Raw genomic sequence first — 16966 nt, forward strand, 5'->3', positions numbered from 1 at the left:
CAGGGAGAGGCAGTCGCCGACCATGAACGTCCGCCGCAACGCCGCGGCTCTCGCCGCCATAGGCGTGCTGGCCGCAGCCGCGCCCGCCACGGCCGCCGGCCCGTCCCCTTCCCCCAAGGCCGCGGTCCCGTCCGGCCTGTACGGCACGTCGGACCCCACCTACGACGGTGTGTGGCGCCAGTCGCTCACCCTCGTCGCCCAGCGCACGCTCGGCTACGACCCGGCCACCGCCGCCGTCGACTGGCTCACCGGCCAGCAGTGCGCCGACGGCTCCTTCGCCGCCTTCCGCGCCACCCCCGCCAAGGCATGCGACGCCAAGACCGTGGTGGACACCAACAGCACGGCCGCCGCCGTCCAGGCCCTGCACGCGACCGGCGGTCACGACGCCGCCGTCACCAAGGCCGTGGACTGGCTGAAGTCCGTGCAGAACAAGGACGGCGGCTGGGGCTACAACCCCGGCGGTCCCAGCGACGCCAACTCCACCTCCGTCGTCGTCGGCGCGCTGGCCGCGACCGGCGCCGACCCGGCGAGCGTCCGCACCTCCGGCAAGTCCCCGTACGACGCGCTGGCCTCCTGGTCCATCCCGTGCGACCAGGACGGTGGCGGCGCGCTCGCCTACCAGCCGGACAAGAAGGGCAAGCTGGCCGCCAACGCCGACGCCACCGCGGCCGGTGTGCTCGCCGCGCTCGGCAAGGGCTTCGTGGCCGAGGCCGGCAAGGCCCCCGCCGCGCATGCCTGCGCCGAGGGCGACGGCCCCGCCCGGATCGCCGACAACGGCGGCGCGTATCTCGCGGCCGCGGTCGCCAGGACCGGCCACCTCCTGTCCGTGATGCCCGGCGCCGAGAACCAGCCCGACTACGGCAACACCGCCGACACCGTCGTGGCCCTCGCCGCGGACGGCCGCACGGCGCCCGCGAAGAAGGCGTACGCCTTCCTGGAGAAGCACGCCGGCCCCTGGGCGGCCCAGACCGGGCCGGCCGCGTACGCCCAGCTGATCCTCGCCGCGCACTCCGTCGGCGCCCAGCCCGGCGACTTCGGCGGCACCAGCCTCGTGACGTCCCTCAACGCCCTCGGCCCGGCCCCGAAGACGCACAGCGCGGCCGCGAAGCCGGCCAAGGCGTCCGACGGCGGCTCGCACGCGGGGGTCTGGTGGAGCGTCGGCATCTGCCTCGTCGCGGGCATCGGCATCGGCTTCCTGCTCAGCACCCGGAAGAAGCGGCAGTCGTGACCGCGGTCCGCCGTACGGCGCCGGTCCTGGCGGCCGTCCTCGCCCTGCTGCTCGGTGCCGGTGCCGGGCAGGCACACGCCACCGGGTACCGCTACTGGTCGTTCTGGGAACGCTCCGGTGGCCACTGGACGTACGCCACCCAGGGCCCCTCGCTCGCCCGCCCCGACGACGGTGCCATGGAGGGCTTCCGCTTCTCCGTGAGCGCGGACTCCGGCGACGCGAGCAAGCCGCGCGGTACGGCGGACTTCGCCGCGATCTGCTCGGGTACGCCCGCCGAGTCCGGCACGAAGCGGGTGGCCCTGGTCATCGACTTCGGCGTCCCGGCCGACGCGCCCCCGGGCGAGACCCCTCCGGCCCGCCGCACCGCGTGCGCCCGGGTCGCGCCCTCGGCGTCCGCCGCGGAGGCGCTGGCCGCCGTGGCCAAGCCGCTGCGGTACGACGCGAACGCCCTGCTGTGCGCGATCTCCGGGTATCCGCGCAAGGGGTGCGGCGAGCAGGTGTCGGGGAGCGGCGCGTCGACGACCCCGGGCCGCACGGAGAAACGGACCGCTTCCTCCGACGGCCCGTCCCTGGGACTGCCGATCGGTGCGGGTGTCGTCGTTCTCCTCGCGGGCGCGGCGGTGTGGCAGTCCCGACGGCGACGCGTATGACCTCGTCGGACGGCCCGTCCGTGGCTGCTCGGGCGGTTCCCCGCGCCCCCGGGGAGCCGCGGTCGACCGCGCCCGCGGGGGAAGGCGTCCCCACCCGGCGCCGGGCCACCGTGCACCCCGGTGCCTGGTGGCTGTGGGCGATATCGCTCGGCACGGCCGCCACCCGCACCACCAACCCCCTCCTGCTCGCCCTCCTCGTCGCCGCCTCGGCGTACGTCGTGGCGACGCACCGCTCCGCCGCCCCCTGGGCCCGCTCCTACACCGCCTTCGCCAGACTCGCCCTCGCGGTCCTCCTCGTCCGCCTGGTCTTCGCGACGGTCCTCGGCTCCCCGATCCCCGGCACCCACACCCTCCTCACCCTCCCCGAGATCCCCCTCCCGCACTGGGCCCAGGGCATCCGCCTCGGCGGCGAGGTCACCGCGGAGGCGCTCGTCTTCGCCGCCTACGACGGTCTGAAGCTGGCCACCCTGCTGATCTGCGTCGGCGCCGCGAACGCGCTGGCCAGCCCCTCCCGCCTGCTGAAGTCCCTCCCCGGCGCCCTGTACGAGACCGGCGTCGCCGTCGTCGTCGCCCTCACCTTCGCCCCGCACCTCATCGCCGACGTCCAGCGCCTGCGCGCCGCCCGCCGGTTGCGCGGCCGCCCGGACCGCGGCATCAGGGGCCTGCTCCAGGTCGGACTCCCGGTCCTGGAGGGCGCGTTGGAACGCTCCGTCGCCCTCGCCGCCGCCATGGAGTCCCGCGGCTACGGGCGCACCGCCGAAGTCCCCGCACGAGTGCGCCGTACGACCGCCGCCCTCACCCTCGGCGGCCTGCTCGGCATCTGCGCGGGCACGTACGGGCTGCTCACCGCCGAGGGCGGGGGCTACGGCGCCCCGCTGCTCCTCGCCGGGACCGCCGCCGCCCTCGCCGGGCTGCGCCTCGGCGGCCGCCGTTCGCTGCGCACCCGGTACCGTCCCGACCCCTGGGACACGCGCGCCTGGCTGGTCACCGGCTCCGGCGTCGCCGTGGCCGCGCTGCTGACGCTCGCCTCGGCCCGCGCGCCCGAGGCGCTGCACCCCGGCGTGGTCCCGCTGACCGCCCCCACCCTCCCCCTGTGGCCCGCCGCGTCGGTCCTCCTCGCCCTGCTGCCCGCCCTCGTCGTCCCCAGGGAGCGCTCGTGATCCGCTTCGAGAAGGTCAGCGTCACGTACGACGGCGCCGCCCGACCCAGCGTCCGCGACGTCGACTTCGAGGTGCCGGAGGGCGAACTGGCGCTGCTCGTCGGCCCGTCCGGGGTCGGCAAGTCCACCGTGCTCGGCGCGGTCAGCGGACTCGTCCCGCACTTCACCGGCGGCACCCTCGGCGGCCGGGTGACCGTGGCCGGGCGCGACACCCGCACCCACAAGCCGCGCGAACTCGCCGACGTCGTCGGCACGGTGGGCCAGGACCCGCTCGCCCACTTCGTCACCGACACCGTGGAGGACGAACTCGCCTACGGCATGGAGTCGCTGGGCCTCGCCCCCGATGTGATGCGCCGCCGCGTGGAGGAGACCCTCGACCTGCTGGGCCTCGCCGGCCTGCGCGACCGCCCCATCGCCACCCTCTCCGGCGGCCAGCGCCAGCGCGTCGCCATCGGCTCCGTCCTCACCCCCCACCCCCGGGTCCTCGTCCTCGACGAACCGACCTCCGCCCTGGACCCCGCCGCCGCGGAGGAGGTCCTCGCCGTCCTCCAACGCCTCGTCCACGACCTCGGCACCACGGTCCTCATGGCCGAACACCGCCTCGAACGCGTCATCCAGTACGCCGACCGCGTGGTCCTCCTCCCCGCCCCCGGCGCACCCCCCGTCATGGGCACCCCCACCGAGGTCATGGCCGTCTCCCCGGTCTACCCCCCGGTCGTCGCCCTGGGCCGCCTGGCCGAGTGGTCCCCGCTGCCCCTGACCGTCCGGGACGCCCGCCGCAAGGCGGCACCGCTGCGCGACCGCCTCGCGGACGCCCCCGCGCGCCCGGAGCCCGGCGCGGGGGTGCCCGGCGAGGACCGGCGAGCGACCCCGCCCGCGGCCGGCCGCGGCAGCGGGCGCCTGTTCCGGCGCCGCCCCGCCCCCGGGCCCCGGCAGCCGCACCCGGCCGACGCCCACGCCCTCACCGTCCGCCGCGACCGCGTCACCGCCCTGCACCGCGTGAACCTGACCGTCGCCCCCGGCGAGACCATCGCCCTCATGGGCCGCAACGGCGCCGGCAAGTCCACCCTCCTCAGCACCCTCGTCGGCCTCCTCGAACCCACCACCGGCACGGTGACCGTCGGCGGCGCCACCCCCCACCGCACCCCGCCCCGCGAGCTGATCCGCCACGTCGGCCTGGTCCCCCAGGAACCGGGGGACCTGCTCTACGCCGACACCGTGGCGACCGAGTGCGCCGCCGCCGACCAGGACGCCGACGCGCCCCCCGGCACCTGCCGCGCCCTCCTCTCCCGGCTCCTGCCGGGCATCGCCGACGACACCCACCCCCGCGACCTCTCCGAGGGCCAGTGCCTCGCGCTCGCGCTGGCCGTCGTCCTGACCGCCCGCCCGCCCCTGCTCCTCCTGGACGAGCCGACCCGCGGCCTGGACTACGCCGCGAAGGCCCGCCTGGTGACCGCGCTGCGCGGACTCGCGGCGGAGGGGCACGCGATCGTGCTGGCCACGCACGACGTGGAGCTGGCCGCGGAGATCGCCCACCGGGTGGTGCTGCTGGCCGAGGGCGAGGTGATCGCGGACGGCCCGACGGCGGAGATCGTGGTCTCCTCCCCCTCCTTCGCCCCGCAGGTGACCAAGATCCTGGCCCCGCAGCGGTGGCTGACCGTGGCCGAGGTCCAGGAGGCCCTGGGATGACCCCGCCCCCGCCCGCCGCGTCCCGCCGCGTCCGCGCCGTCCGCCTCGGCCCGCGCTCCGTCGCCGCGCTCGCCCTCGTCACCGCGGTCGGCGTGACCGCGTTCGGCTGGCCCTTCCTCGCCCCGCCCACCTCCCGGCTCAGCGCGCACGCCCAGGACGCGCCCTGGCTGTTCGCGGGTCTGCTGATCCTGCTCGTGGCGGTGGTCGCGGCGACGATCTCGGAGTCGGACCTCGGCCCGAAGGCGGTGGCGATGCTGGGCGTGCTCGCCGCCGCCGGTGCCGCGCTGCGACCGATCGGCGCGGGCACCGCCGGGATCGAGCCGATGTTCTTCCTGCTGGTGCTCAGCGGCCGCGTCCTCGGTCCCGGCTTCGGCTTCGCGCTGGGCTCGGTGACGATGTTCGCCTCCGCGCTGCTGACCGGCGGCGTCGGTCCCTGGCTGCCGTTCCAGATGCTGTCGATGGGCTGGTTCGCGATGGGCGCGGGCCTGCTGCCGGGCCCGGTGCGCCTGCGCGGCCGGGCCGAGCTGCTGCTCCTGGCCGGGTACGGCTTCCTCGCCGCACTCGCCTACGGCACGGTCATGAACCTGGCCGGCTGGCCCTTCATGAGCGCCGCCGCCTCCGGCATCTCCTTCCATCCGCACGCCTCGGTCGCCGCCAACCTGGCCCGCTTCGTCGCCTACTGCCTCGCCACCTCCCTCGGCTGGGACCTGGGCCGGGCCCTGTGCACGGTGGTGCTGACCTGCGCGCTCGGCCCCGCGGTGCTGCGCGCGCTGCGCCGGGCCACCCGGCGGGCCGCCTTCGAGACGCCGGTCACCTTCGACGGCCCCGTGGCGTGAGGGGTCGTACCCAGGCGGTGAGGGGGCCGGTGAAGCGCCCCACATGACGCAGCTCACCTACGAACCGGGACCGTAGTGCCTTTTGTCCGATACGCACCGCCGGACCCCCCCTCCGACCTGGGCTTTGAGACCCACGTCACAAAGGGCGCATTCCCGGACCGTCCGGCCACAACTAGTAAAAGGGGTGATTGCGGGCGGATCTCCGGGCTGCTTGTCTGGACGCCGTCGCCGGGCGCGACGAGCCCTCAGGGGTCCGCGCCGGCGGTCCCCCGTCCCCGACGCAAGAGGTGCTCCGTGTCCGTCTCCTTCATCCGTCGCATCGCGTCCCCGAAGAAGGCCCTCACCGTGGCCGCCGTGGCCGCCGCCACCGCCGGCATGGCGCTGTCCGCGGCGCCCGCCCAGGCCGCCCCGGCCTCGGCCTCCTCGGCCCAGGCGATCGCGCACCAGATGATCCCGGACGCCGCGCAGTTCAACGCGTTCAGCAAGATCGTCCAGCACGAGAGCGGCTGGAACCCGACCGCCACCAACAGCTCCTCCGGCGCCTACGGCCTGGTCCAGGCGCTGCCGGGCTCCAAGATGGCGTCGGCCGGCTCGGACTGGAAGACCAATCCGGCCACCCAGATCAAGTGGGGCCTGGACTACATGAACTCCCGCTACGGAAGCCCGGCCAAGGCCTGGTCCTTCTGGCAGGCCAACGGCTGGTACTGAGCCGGCCGACTCCCGGGGGCGGCGGCCCCCAAACCGAGCGGACGCGCCCTCGCCCCACACGGCGGGGGCGCGTCCGCGTTCCCGTGTCCGTGCCGCCGGAATCGTGGTGGAGTTGTCGTCCCCACCCCGCCCGCCCGGCGAACCGGAGGAACCGTGACGACGCCGCCGACCCCGCCGACCCCGCCGACCCCGCCGACGACGCCCGGAGCAGCGGCGACCATGCCGGACCCGGAGGCGCGCGGGCTGCGCCTGGTGCTCGTCCTGCTCGCGCTGACCGTGGTGAGCGGTCTGATCGACGCCGTCAGCTATCTGGGCCTGGGCAGGGTCTTCACGGCGAACATGACCGGCAACGTGGTGGTGCTGGGCTTCGCGGCGGCCGGGGCGCCCGGGTTCTCCGTGCCGCACACCGCCACCTCGCTGGCCTCCTTCCTCGCCGGCGCGGTGGTGGGCGGCCGGGCGGCGGCACGGTTCGGGGGCGGGTCCCGGCGCCGGTGGGCGCGGCTGACACTGGCGGCCGAGGCGGCCCTGGTGGGGCTGTCGGCGGCGGCCGCCTTCGCCTGGCCGGGCCGCGCCGGCACGGTCTACGCCCTCATCGCCCTCACGGCCTTCGCGATGGGCGTGCGCAACGCGACGGTCCGCAGGCTCGGGGTCCCCGATCTGACGACCACGGTGCTGACGATGACCCTGACGGGCCTGGCCGCCGACTCCCGGCTCGGCAACGGCACCGGGCACCGCTCCCCGCGCCGTACGGCCTCGGTGGTCGCCATGCTCGGCGGCGCGTTCCTCGGCGCCTGGCTGGTGCTGCACCACGGCCTGGGCATCCCGCTGCTGATGGCGGCCGTCGCCTCGGCGGTGCTGGCGGTCGCCGCCTCCGGCACGGAGTAGCCCCCGACCGGCGGCCGGCCGAAGCCGTGCGACGCCGTCGATCCGGCCCGAGCGCGGCCGGCGCGGGGCGTCGACGCCCCTCGGACCGGGCAGGGCGTCGGCCACGGCGTCGAGGACGAGGCCGGTCTCCAGGACCGCGGGCGACCCGCCCGGTCCCAGGGCCGGCAGGGGCGAGGTCCGGCCAATCCGTGCGGAATTCGCGCGGATCACGACTTCGGCGACCGCAGGACCCTTGCGGTGACGGACGTCACGTCCGCAGACTGCACCCCAGAACTAGTACGCGTTCTAGTTCTGGAGGAGAGCCCTCTCGGAGAGGACCCGCACGCATGGCCGCGGAACCCGTGATCGTCGAAGCCGTCCGCACCCCGATCGGCAGGCGCGGCGGCGCGCTCGCCGACCTGCACCCCGCCTGTCTGCTGGGCGAGACCTACCGTGAACTCCTCGGCCGTACCGGCATTCCCGCCGACGCGGTCGAGCAGATCGTCGGCGGCACGGTGACCCACGTCGGCGAGCAGTCCATGAACCCCGCGCGCACCGCGTGGCTGGCCGCGGGGCTGCCGTACGAGACCGCCGCGACGACCGTGGACTGCCAGTGCGGGTCCTCGCAGCAGGCGTCGCACATGGTGGCCAACATGGTCGCGGCGGGCGTCATCGACGTCGGGATCAGCTGCGGCGTCGAGGCGATGTCCCGGGTGCCGCTCGGGTCCGGGTCCCGGCACGGTCCCGGGAAGCCCTTCCCCGACGAGTGGAACGTCGACCTGCCCGACCAGTTCGAGGCGGCGGAGCGGATCGCGCGCCGTCGGGGGCTGACACGCGAGGACGTCGACGCGTTCGGGCTGCTGTCCCAGGAGCGGGCCGCGCTCGCGTGGGCGGAGGAGCGGTTCGAGCGGGAGACGTTCGCGGTGCGGGTGCCCACGACGGAGGAGGAGCAGTACGCCGGTCAGGGCATGTGGCGCCTGGTCGACCGGGACGAGGGGCCCCGGGGCACGTCCCTGGAGGCGCTGGCCCGGCTGAGGCCGGTGATGCCGACGGCGGTGCACACGGCGGGCAACTCGTCGCAGGTCTCCGACGGTTCCTCGGCGATCATGTGGGCCTCCAAGCGGATGGCCCGCGCGCTCAGGCTCAGGCCCCGGGCCCGCATCGTCGCCCAGGCGCTGGTCGGCGCCGACCCGCACTTCCACCTCGACGGCCCGATCGACGCGACACGGGCGGTGCTGGGCAAGGCGGGGATGTCCCTCGGGGACATCGACCTCGTGGAGGTCAACGAGGCGTTCGCGTCCGTGGTCCTGAGCTGGGCCCGGGTCTTCGAGCAGGACCTCTCGAAGGTCAACGTCAACGGCGGGGCGATCGCCCTCGGTCACCCGGTCGGCTCGACGGGCGCCCGCCTGATCACCACGGCCCTGCACGAACTGGAGCGCACGGACAAGGAGTTCGCCCTGATCACGATGTGCGCGGGGGGCGGTCTGGCCACGGGCACGATCATCCAGCGCCTGTAGCGGACCGGCGGGCACCGCCGGCCGGCCGCCCCCGCTCCGCTACTTCACCGGCACCGGTTCCATCAGTCCCGTCGGCGTCAGCCTCGTCGCCCTCGCCGCCCTCGGGCCCTGGACCACGTAGGACAGGGCGAAGCCGGCGGAGACGACCAGCGCGCCGCCGGCCGCGTCGAGGACCCAGTGGTTGGCGGTGGCGAGGATGGCGCTGACGGTGAAGAAGGGGTGGAGGAGGCCGAGGGCCTTCATCCACCACCTGGGGGCGAGGACGGCGATGACCACGCCGCACCACAGGGACCAGCCGAAGTGCAGGGACGGCATCGCCGCGTACTGGTTGGTGAGGGCCGTCATCGCGCCGTAGTCCGGGTGCGCGAGGTCCTGCGCGCCGTGCACCGTGTCGATGAAGCCGAGGCCCGGCATCAGGCGCGGCGGGGCCAGCGGGAAGAGCCAGAAGCCGATCAGGGCGAGGAAGGTGGCGAAGCCGAGGGAGGTGCGGGCCCAGCGGTAGTCGACGGGTCGGCGCCAGTAGAGGACCGCGAGGACCGCGAGCGGGAGCACGAAGTGGAAGGACTCGTAGTAGAAGTCGAGGAAGCCCCGCAGCCAGCCGATCCCCGCGACCGTGTGGTTGAGCCAGTGCTCGATGTCTATGTGCAGGAACCGCTCGACGCGGACCACGATCCGCCCGTGCTGCTCCGCGGCCACCCGCCCCCGGTCGTCCCCGCTCGCGCCCGCGGCCAGCCGGACCTGCGCGTACGCGGCGTACACGACGCGGATCAGCAGCAGCTCCAGGAGGAGGTTGGGGCGGGTGAGGACCCGGCGGAGGAAGGGGAGCAGGGGGATGTTGCGGAAGCGGGCGGCAACCGGGGGCGCGTACTCGGTGGGGACGGGTTCCCCGTAGTACGGCGAGGTGCGCGACAGGAACGGTACGGCGGTGGCGGCGGCCAGCGCCGCGACCAGGACCAGGTCGTCGCGCAGCGCGTACAGCGCCGGGGTGTTCGGCAGCATCATCTTCGCCGGCAGGGTCATCACCAGCACCACCGCCACCGGCCACACGGTGCGGTCCGAGGCCCGGCGCCCGACCCGGCCGACGACCGCGAGCAGCAGCCACAGCAGCTGGTGCTGCCAGGTGGTGGGCGATACGGCGACCGCGGCGCACCCGGTGATCGCCACGGCGAGCAGCAGCTGGCCGTCGTGTGCGTAGTGGACCGCGCGGCGCAGGGCGAGGACGGAGACGGCCGCGCCGAACAGCAGGAAGAGCGCGATCTCCAGCGGCCCGGTGAGGCCGAGGCGCAGCAGGGCGCCGTGCAGGGACTGGTTGCCGAGGGCGTCGGCCTCGCCGCCGAGGCCCACGCCGGCCGTGTGCTGGAGCCAGTAGGTGACCGAGTCGTGCGGCAGCGCGGCCCAGGCGAGCGCGGTCAGCGCGGCGAAGCCGCCGGCCCCGGTGAGGGCGGCCCGGCGGCGGCCGGTGAACCACAGCAGGGGCGCGAAGAGCAGCATCGTGGGCTGGAGCGCCGCGGCGAGGCCCAGGCACAGCCCGCTCGCCCGCTCCCCCCGCACGGTGAAGCAGCCGAGCAGCACCAGCAGCACCGGGATGATGCTGGTCTGGCCGAGCCAGAGCGCGTTGCGCACCGGCAGCGACACCATGAGCAGGCTGATCGCGACCGGTGCGGCCAGCAGCGCGGTGCGGCGGCTCACCGGCTGCGGCAGCGCCCGCGCGGCGATCATGCCGAGCGCGACCACCAGCAGCAGGCTGCCGAAGGTCCAGCTCCAGCCGAGGGCGGCCTCCGCGGCGCGGGTGAGCGGCTTGAGCACCAGCCCGGCGAAGGGGGTGCCGGTGAACTGCGTGGAGTCGTAGAGGGAGCCCTTGACGTGCAGGACGCCGTTCGGGCCGACCCAGGTCTCCAGATCGACGAGGCGTTTGCCGCTCGGGCTGGTGAGGACGGCGGTCATCTGCCGGACCGCGAGGGTCGCGGCCACCGCCCACAGCGCGAGTCGCGCCGCGCGCAGCCGTCCCTCCGCGTCCGCCGTTCCGAGACCGTCCCTCGGTCCCCCGCCGTGTTCCACGTTCGCCACGCCCCGTCGGCCTCCCGCCCCGTCTTCGTCCCGGCCGTGCGTCGTTCACGCCGGGTCACCTCTGCGCAACCCTACGAGGCTCGCAGACCCCTCGGAAGGGGACGCAGGCAACCCCCGGTTCGCCTGGCGTCCGCTGCCGTTTTGTCCGGATGACAAGGGTGTGCGGGGGTTGCGGCCGCCCCGCACGGGCGCGAGAAGGGTCACAGCGGGGGCGCGGAGCGGTCGGGCCGGAGCGGGCGGAGATGCCTGCTGGCACCCCCTTTGGCTGCACTGTGCACGCGTTTCCGTACGTCATGTAACGGTCGAATCCGTGCCTATGGTCGATTTTCGGCCCATCGGACGTCAGGCGTTCTCCCCGCCGTCGTACGGGGCCGCGTCTCTGTCCCCGTCGAAAGGCAGGCGAGCCCCGTTTTGGCGACCGTCACAGCCGTCACCCCCCACACGAAGGCCCGCGGGGCCGCCACGCCGGCAGTCCGCGACGTCACCGTCACCGATCCCGCGCTCGTCAGGCGCGCCGTGCAGGCCGCCGCGCTCGGCAACGCGATGGAGTGGTTCGACTTCGGTGTCTACAGCTACATCGCGGTCACCCTCGGCAAGGTCTTCTTCCCGTCCGGCAGTCCGACGGCACAGCTGCTGTCGACGTTCGGCGCCTTCGCGGCGGCGTTCCTGGTCCGGCCGCTCGGCGGCATGGTCTTCGGCCCGCTCGGCGACCGGGTGGGCCGGCAGAAGGTCCTCGCGGTCACCATGATCATGATGGCGGCGGGCACGTTCGCGATCGGCCTGATCCCGTCGTACGCCTCGATCGGCGTGGGCGCGCCGCTGCTGCTGCTGGCGGCACGTCTGGTGCAGGGCTTCTCCACCGGCGGCGAGTACGCCGGCGCGTCCACCTTCATCGCCGAGTACGCCCCCGACAAGAAGCGCGGCTTCCTCGGCAGCTGGCTGGAGTTCGGCACGCTGGCGGGGTACATCGGCGGCGCCGGTCTGGTGACGCTGATGACGGCGCTGCTGTCCTCCGCCGACCTGCTGTCCTGGGGCTGGCGCGTCCCGTTCCTGATCGCCGGTCCGATGGGCGTCGTCGGCCTGTACCTGCGGATGCGCCTGGAGGAGACCCCGGCGTTCGCGGCGGAGGCCGAGAAGGCGGAGGCGGCGCGGCGGAAGGTGCCGCTGCGGGAGATGGTGGCGGGCCAGTGGCGGGCGCTGCTGCTGTGCATGGGCCTGGTGCTGGTCTTCAACGTCACCGACTACATGCTGCTGTCGTACATGCCGAGCTACCTCACGAGCGAGCTGGCGTACGACGAGACCCACGGCCTGCTCGTCGTGCTCGGCGTGATGGCGCTCATGATGATCGTCCAGCCCTTCGCCGGGGCGCTGACCGACCGCGTCGGGCGCCGGCCGGTGATCGCGGCGGGGTGCGCGGGGTTCCTGTTCCTGTCGGTCCCGGCGCTGCTGCTGATCCGGCAGGGCAGCCTGCTCGCGGTGGCCCTCGGGATGGGCGCGCTGGGTCTGCTGCTCGTCTGCTTCACCGCGGCCATGCCGGCCGCGCTGCCCGCGCTGTTCCCGACGCGGGTGCGGTACGGGTCGCTGTCCATCGGGTTCAACGTGTCCGTCTCGCTGTTCGGCGGGACGACGCCGCTGGTGGTGACGGCGCTGATCGGTGCGACCGGGAACATGATGATGCCCGCGTACTACATGATGGCCGCGGCGGTCGTCGGCGGGTTCGCGGTGTGGCGGATGTCGGAGTCGGCGGGGCGCCCGCTGCCGGGTTCCGCCCCGGCGGTGGAGGGCCGGTAGGCACCACAGGGGTGCGGGTCGCGACGCCGGGCGCGGCCCTCGCGCCGTTCCCGCATCCCTCGCGCCGTTCCCCGCGTCGCTTCAGGGAGCCCCGTCGCGGAACCGGAGCCCCACCGCCCTCGTCCCTCCCCTGCGTAACCGCAACACGGGGGACGGGACATGCGCAGAATCCGAGCCGCACGCGTACTCGCGGTCGTACTCACACTCCTCGGCATCCAGCTCGCGTGGTTCCTCTCGCCCGCGTGGGCGTGCGGCTGCGGCGCCATGGTCGTGGACCCCGCCCGGCGGATCGCGGTGTCCGACGAGCAGTCCGTCCTCCGCTGGGACGGCCGCCAGGAGCAGATCGTCATGCGGCTGACCGTCACCGGCGACGCCCACCGCGCCGCCTGGATCATGCCCGTACCGCACCGCGCCACCGTCCGCCTCGCCGACCCGGCCGTCTTCGACCAGCTGGCCCAGGCCGTCGCGCCGGTGCACCGCACCCGGCACCACTTCTGGCCGCGCGACGGCGACTGGCCCTTCGACGACCACGCGGACGGCGCCGCGGCCGCACCGGCGCCCGGTGCCGGTGCCGTGGGCGTCGTCGGACGGCAGCGGCTCGGTCCGTTCGACGTGGCCCGGCTGACCGCGACCGATCCGGCGGCCCTCGACCACTGGCTGCGCGCGAACGGCTTCACGCTCCCCGCCCGCCTGAGGAAGGCCCTTGAGCCGTACGTGGCCGAACACTGGGAGTACGTGGCCGTCCGCCTCGCCCCGGACGCCGAGGGCACGGCCCTCGGCGGCGCCCTCGACCCGCTCCGCCTCACCTTCGCCGCCGACCGCCCCGTCTACCCGATGCGCCTGTCCCGCCTGGCGGGCACCCCGCAGTCGCTCGGCCTGTACGTCCTCGCCGCCCACCGCATGGAGCCGAGCACGTCGATCGGCGGTCTCCCGCCCCGCACGGTCTTCGCCGGCCGTCTCACCGCCCCGCACGGAGCCCTCGGCGCCCTCGCCCACGGGGCGCCGTACCTGACCGCGCTCACCCAGCGGTTCCCGCGGCCCGCCCGCATCTCGGGCGACCACGAGCTGCGCCGGTCCGGCACGGACACCCCGGTGCGCCAGGTGGTCCAGGACGACGAGCTGGACCGGATCGCGGGCATCCCCGCCTGGCTGCTCACGGTCGCCGGCCTCGCCGTCCTCCTCGCGGCCGCGATCGCCCTCGCGGCCGTACGACGCTCACGGCGCCCGGTGCTCCCGCCGCCGCCCGTCTCCCCTCCCCCGCCCCTCGCCTGATCCCCCGGTCCCCGGCCGATTCCTTTCCCTTCCCGGCGCCCCAACTGAGATGATCGGAGGCGGCAGCGGGCCGGCGGCCTCGCGGCAGGCACTCGGGAAAGGCGGCAGGCGCATGAGCGGGCAGCAGCTCTGGGACGACGTCGACGACTACTTCATCAGCAACCTCTCGCCCGACGACGAGGCGCTGCGGGCGGCCCTGCGGGAGAACGACGCCGCGGGGCTGCCGCCCATCGGGGTCACCGCGGCCCAGGGCAAGCTGCTCCAGCTGCTCGCCCAGGTCCAGGGCGCGCGCACCATCCTGGAGATCGGCACGCTCGGCGGTTACAGCACGATCTGGCTGGCCCGCGCGCTGCCCGAGGACGGCAGGCTGGTCACGCTGGAGTACAGCGCCCGGCACGCCGAGGTGGCCACCCGCAACATCGCCCGCGCGGGTCTGGACCGGATCGCGGAGGTGCGGGTGGGCCCGGCACTGGAGTCGCTGCCCAAGCTCGCCGACGAGAACCCGGCCCCCTTCGACCTGGTCTTCATCGACGCGGACAAGGCCAACAACGCCCACTACGTGGAGTGGGCGCTGCGCCTCACCCGCGCGGGCAGTCTGATCGTCCTGGACAACGTGGTGCGCGGCGGCCGTGTCGCCGACCCGGGCAGCACCGAGCCGGACGTGGTCGGCACCCGTAACGCGATCGAGCTGATCTCCTCCCACCCGAGGCTCAGCGGCACGGCCATCCAGACGGTCGGCACCAAGGGCTACGACGGCTTCGCGCTCGCCCGCGTGCTGGCCTGACCTCCCTACCCGGCCGGCTTCTCAGACCTCGTGGTAGAAGCCGACGTTGACGCTGCGCGGGGCCGTGCGGTCCTGGACGACTATCTCGCCCGAGCCCCCGCGCGAAAGCGGCACCGTCGCGCCGTAGACCAGCAGCTGTACGGACTCCCCGGCCGTCAGCCGCACCTCGGAGGCCGGGTCGGGCTGGGAGCCGCGCAGCCAGGTCAGCCGCCAGGCACCGTCGGCCCCGCAGGAGAACTCCAGGTGGACGCGGGAGACGAACAGCCAGTCCTCGGGGGTGACCAGCCGGCACGCGGCGGCGTCCCGGCCGACCCGCAGCACGGCGCCCGGCTCGCTCGGCGCCTCCGCCATCGTCATGCCGGCGGTGGCCCCCGCGTCGGCCGCGGAGACGGTGGCCATGGTGAGTTCGAGCACCTGCGTTCCCCCTGAAACGTCGTTGCGCGACGGGCGGTTGCCCTGCGCGCCGCCGCCGCATGATAGAACGCCCCGCCGGACCGTGTCCGGCACAATGGGGGCATGACCGAGCGAAAGCCACCTGGCGTGCCGTTCGAGAGCTGGGTCGACAAACAGATCCGGGACGCACAGGCGCGCGGTGAGTTCGAACGGCTGCCGGGAGCGGGCGAGCCGTTGCCCGCCGAGATCGACTCCACGTACGACGAACTGTGGTGGGTCAAGCGGAAGATGGCGCGCGAGGGCCTCGCGGTGCTGCCGCCCGCCCTGGCCCTGCGCAAGGAGGCCGAGGACGCGCTGGCGGCGGCGTACGCGGCCCCCTCGGAGCGGATCGCCCGGAAGATCATCGAGGATGTCAACGTCAGGATCCGCGACATGATGTTCAAGCCGCCGCCGGGTCCCCCGCTGGGGAAGAAGCCGTACGACGTGGAGGAGGTCGTACGGGAGCGGCGGCGGCTCAGGGGACCGGACGGCGCCTGACGCGCTAGAGGTGCAGCAGCCGTCCCGCCAGGTCCCGGTAGTCCCGCAGCGCCAGCCGCAGCTGCTCGGTGTCGGCCTCGTTCGCCGGCCCCTGCTCCCCGGTGTCCTCCCAGGACATCCGCAGGGAGCGGCGGCGCCGGTTGACGGCCTCGCCGAACCGCGTGGCGATCTCGTCCAGCGCCCGGTCGGCCTCCTCCACGGCCGCCCGGGGCCGGTCCACGAACCCGGCCGCCACCTGCCGCATCCGCTGCTCCCACCGCTCGGTCTCCTCGTGCGGCAGCAGCGGGGCTCCGGCGCCCGAGGGAGCCCGGGTGGCCCCCGGTGCCGTCGGCCAGGCGTCCGGCGCGGTGCCCTCGGTGGTGCCCGCCTCCCGTGCGGTGACGTCACCGGGTGAGGGCGCGCCGAGGCCGTCGTCCGGCATCCGCGCCGTGTTCGGGGCGGGCGCGGACGTACCGAGGTCGGGCTCGCCGCCCGCGGTCGTCGAGCGGTCCCGGCCGGCCGCCGCGCCCGAGGGGCCGGCGGTGCCGCGGTCGTCGATCCCCGCGGGGCCCGGCGGCGGGGGCGGCTGGGCCCCGCGCGGCTCCCCCGGCATCCGCTCCCCGGGTGCCCGATCCCCTTGTTGCAGCCGCTCCCCGTGCGCCGGTCGTCTCGTCGGCCGCTCGCCCGTCTCCGGGCGCTCGGTCTGCTCGGCCTCCGGCACCCACTCGTCGTCCGGCGGGCGGGCGTAGCGGCCCGTGGGGAACCGCTCGTCGCCGGGTCCGTTCCTCCTGTCCGGCATGGCTCTCGTCCTTCCTCGGTAGTCGGGCCCTTCGTCCGTAGTCGGCAGTCGGCCCTTCGTCCGCGGGCGGGCCTGCGCCCGTCCGGCGGGCTCAGGCCGCCCGGTGCCGGCCGGACGTCGAGGCGCCGCCCACGCCGGTCAACTCGTCGAAGAGTTCGTGCGCGCCGACCAGGGCCGAGCGCATCTCCTCGGTCCCGGCGCCCGTGCCGCCCGCCCCGGCGGCCCGTGCCATCCGGTGCACCCGGCGGTAGCCGTCGACGTGGTCGGCGTGGTGCACGGACAGCGCGGCGAGCTGCTCCTCGTAGCGGCCTCCGTCCGGGTAACCGCGCACCTGGGCGACCTCCCCGAGCAGCCGGTCGGCCTCGGCCACGGCCTGCCGCGGGGACTCCACGAAGTGTTCCTGGACGCTCGCCCAGCGGGCGGCGTAACGGTCCCGCTCCTCGCGGGCGAGGGGCCGCTCGCGCAGGTCGCCGTGGCGTTCGACGCGTTCGTTCAGCTCGCGTTCGGCGGCCCGTGTGTCACCGTCGTGGGCGGCCACGGTCCGCTCGTACTCGGGACCGAACCGCCGCTTGAGCCCGGGACCGCCGCCGCTGCGGTGGCCGATCAGCATGGTGACCAGCGCGGCGACGACCACGAGCGCCGCGATCACGACCAGCAAGATGATCAAGCCTGTGGACATGGTTGCCTTCCACT

Annotated in this window: 16 protein-coding genes; 12 read left to right on the top strand and 4 right to left on the bottom strand. The window is 74.9% G+C overall.

Annotated features, from left to right (window positions below):
• The first annotated feature begins 22 nt into the window (after positions 1–22).
• The 8 genes from QSK45_RS07025 (at position 23) to QSK45_RS07060 (ending at position 8651) form a co-directional block, all read left to right on the top strand.
• Entirely contained in the window at positions 23–1228 is a 1206-nt protein-coding gene (locus QSK45_RS07025) for an SCO2321 family membrane protein (protein ID WP_285554308.1), read from the top strand.
• Complete coding sequence (locus QSK45_RS07030) at positions 1225–1878, top strand: SCO2322 family protein (RefSeq protein WP_285554310.1); 654 nt, start codon at positions 1225–1227, stop codon at positions 1876–1878. The genes QSK45_RS07025 and QSK45_RS07030 overlap by 4 nt, the downstream gene beginning before the upstream one ends.
• The gene (locus QSK45_RS07035; protein ID WP_285554312.1) at positions 1875–3038 is read left to right on the top strand and encodes an energy-coupling factor transporter transmembrane component T; all 1164 of its coding nucleotides are present in this window, start codon (positions 1875–1877) and stop codon (positions 3036–3038) included. The genes QSK45_RS07030 and QSK45_RS07035 overlap by 4 nt, the downstream gene beginning before the upstream one ends.
• On the top strand, positions 3035–4726 hold the full coding sequence (locus QSK45_RS07040) for an ABC transporter ATP-binding protein (protein ID WP_285554315.1): 1692 nt from the start codon (positions 3035–3037) through the stop codon (positions 4724–4726). Before QSK45_RS07035 ends, QSK45_RS07040 begins: the two co-directional genes overlap by 4 nt.
• Positions 4723–5562, top strand: a complete 840-nt coding sequence (locus QSK45_RS07045; RefSeq protein ID WP_285554317.1) for an ECF transporter S component — start codon at positions 4723–4725, stop codon at positions 5560–5562. The genes QSK45_RS07040 and QSK45_RS07045 overlap by 4 nt, the downstream gene beginning before the upstream one ends.
• A 294-nt stretch (positions 5563–5856) precedes the next feature.
• Complete coding sequence (locus QSK45_RS07050; protein ID WP_285554318.1) at positions 5857–6270, top strand: lytic transglycosylase domain-containing protein; 414 nt, start codon at positions 5857–5859, stop codon at positions 6268–6270.
• Between the two features lie 219 nt (positions 6271–6489).
• On the top strand, positions 6490–7155 hold the full coding sequence (locus QSK45_RS07055) for a YoaK family protein (protein WP_285554654.1): 666 nt from the start codon (positions 6490–6492) through the stop codon (positions 7153–7155).
• A 326-nt stretch (positions 7156–7481) separates the two neighbouring features.
• The gene (locus QSK45_RS07060) at positions 7482–8651 is read left to right on the top strand and encodes a steroid 3-ketoacyl-CoA thiolase (RefSeq protein ID WP_285554319.1); all 1170 of its coding nucleotides are present in this window, start codon (positions 7482–7484) and stop codon (positions 8649–8651) included.
• A gap of 39 nt (positions 8652–8690) precedes the next feature.
• Here the strand turns inward: QSK45_RS07060 and QSK45_RS07065 are convergent, their stop codons facing one another.
• The gene (locus tag QSK45_RS07065; RefSeq protein ID WP_285554320.1) at positions 8691–10718 is read right to left on the bottom strand and encodes a bifunctional glycosyltransferase 87/phosphatase PAP2 family protein; all 2028 of its coding nucleotides are present in this window, start codon (positions 10716–10718) and stop codon (positions 8691–8693) included.
• Between the two features lie 411 nt (positions 10719–11129).
• On the opposite strand from QSK45_RS07065, the gene proP reads away from it, so the two are divergent.
• From proP to QSK45_RS07080, 3 genes are all read left to right on the top strand, one after another.
• The gene (proP, locus tag QSK45_RS07070) at positions 11130–12509 is read left to right on the top strand and encodes a glycine betaine/L-proline transporter ProP (RefSeq protein ID WP_285554321.1); all 1380 of its coding nucleotides are present in this window, start codon (positions 11130–11132) and stop codon (positions 12507–12509) included.
• Between the two features lie 159 nt (positions 12510–12668).
• A complete protein-coding gene (locus QSK45_RS07075) occupies positions 12669–13781 on the top strand; it encodes a DUF2330 domain-containing protein (protein ID WP_285554324.1) in 1113 nt (370 codons plus the stop codon).
• A 112-nt stretch (positions 13782–13893) separates the two neighbouring features.
• Positions 13894–14565 carry an O-methyltransferase gene (locus tag QSK45_RS07080; protein ID WP_285554326.1) on the top strand — a complete coding sequence of 224 codons (672 nt, stop codon included), beginning with the start codon at positions 13894–13896 and terminating at the stop codon, positions 14563–14565.
• A gap of 21 nt (positions 14566–14586) precedes the next feature.
• Here QSK45_RS07080 and QSK45_RS07085 read toward each other — a convergent pair whose 3' ends face one another.
• Positions 14587–14979: an FHA domain-containing protein gene (locus QSK45_RS07085; RefSeq protein WP_285554328.1), complete on the bottom strand. Its 393-nt coding sequence runs from the start codon at positions 14977–14979 to the stop codon at positions 14587–14589.
• A 102-nt stretch (positions 14980–15081) separates the two neighbouring features.
• Between QSK45_RS07085 and QSK45_RS07090 the strand changes: the two genes are divergently transcribed.
• Positions 15082–15495, top strand: coding sequence for a DnaJ family domain-containing protein (locus QSK45_RS07090; RefSeq protein WP_285554330.1), 414 nt, complete (start codon positions 15082–15084; stop codon positions 15493–15495).
• A gap of 4 nt (positions 15496–15499) precedes the next feature.
• On the opposite strand, the gene QSK45_RS07095 is transcribed toward QSK45_RS07090, so the two are convergent.
• Together QSK45_RS07095 and QSK45_RS07100 are read right to left on the bottom strand one after the other, a co-directional pair.
• Positions 15500–16273 (bottom strand): hypothetical protein, encoded by a 774-nt coding sequence (locus QSK45_RS07095; protein WP_285554332.1) that lies wholly within the window; start codon positions 16271–16273, stop codon positions 15500–15502.
• 91 nt (positions 16274–16364) lie between these two features.
• Positions 16365–16952 carry a hypothetical protein gene (locus tag QSK45_RS07100; protein WP_285554335.1) on the bottom strand — a complete coding sequence of 196 codons (588 nt, stop codon included), beginning with the start codon at positions 16950–16952 and terminating at the stop codon, positions 16365–16367.
• Positions 16953–16966 lie beyond the last annotated feature (14 nt).

It is taken from the genome of Streptomyces hygroscopicus subsp. hygroscopicus (assembly GCF_030269125.1).
Lineage (GTDB): Bacteria > Actinomycetota > Actinomycetes > Streptomycetales > Streptomycetaceae > Streptomyces > Streptomyces hygroscopicus_C.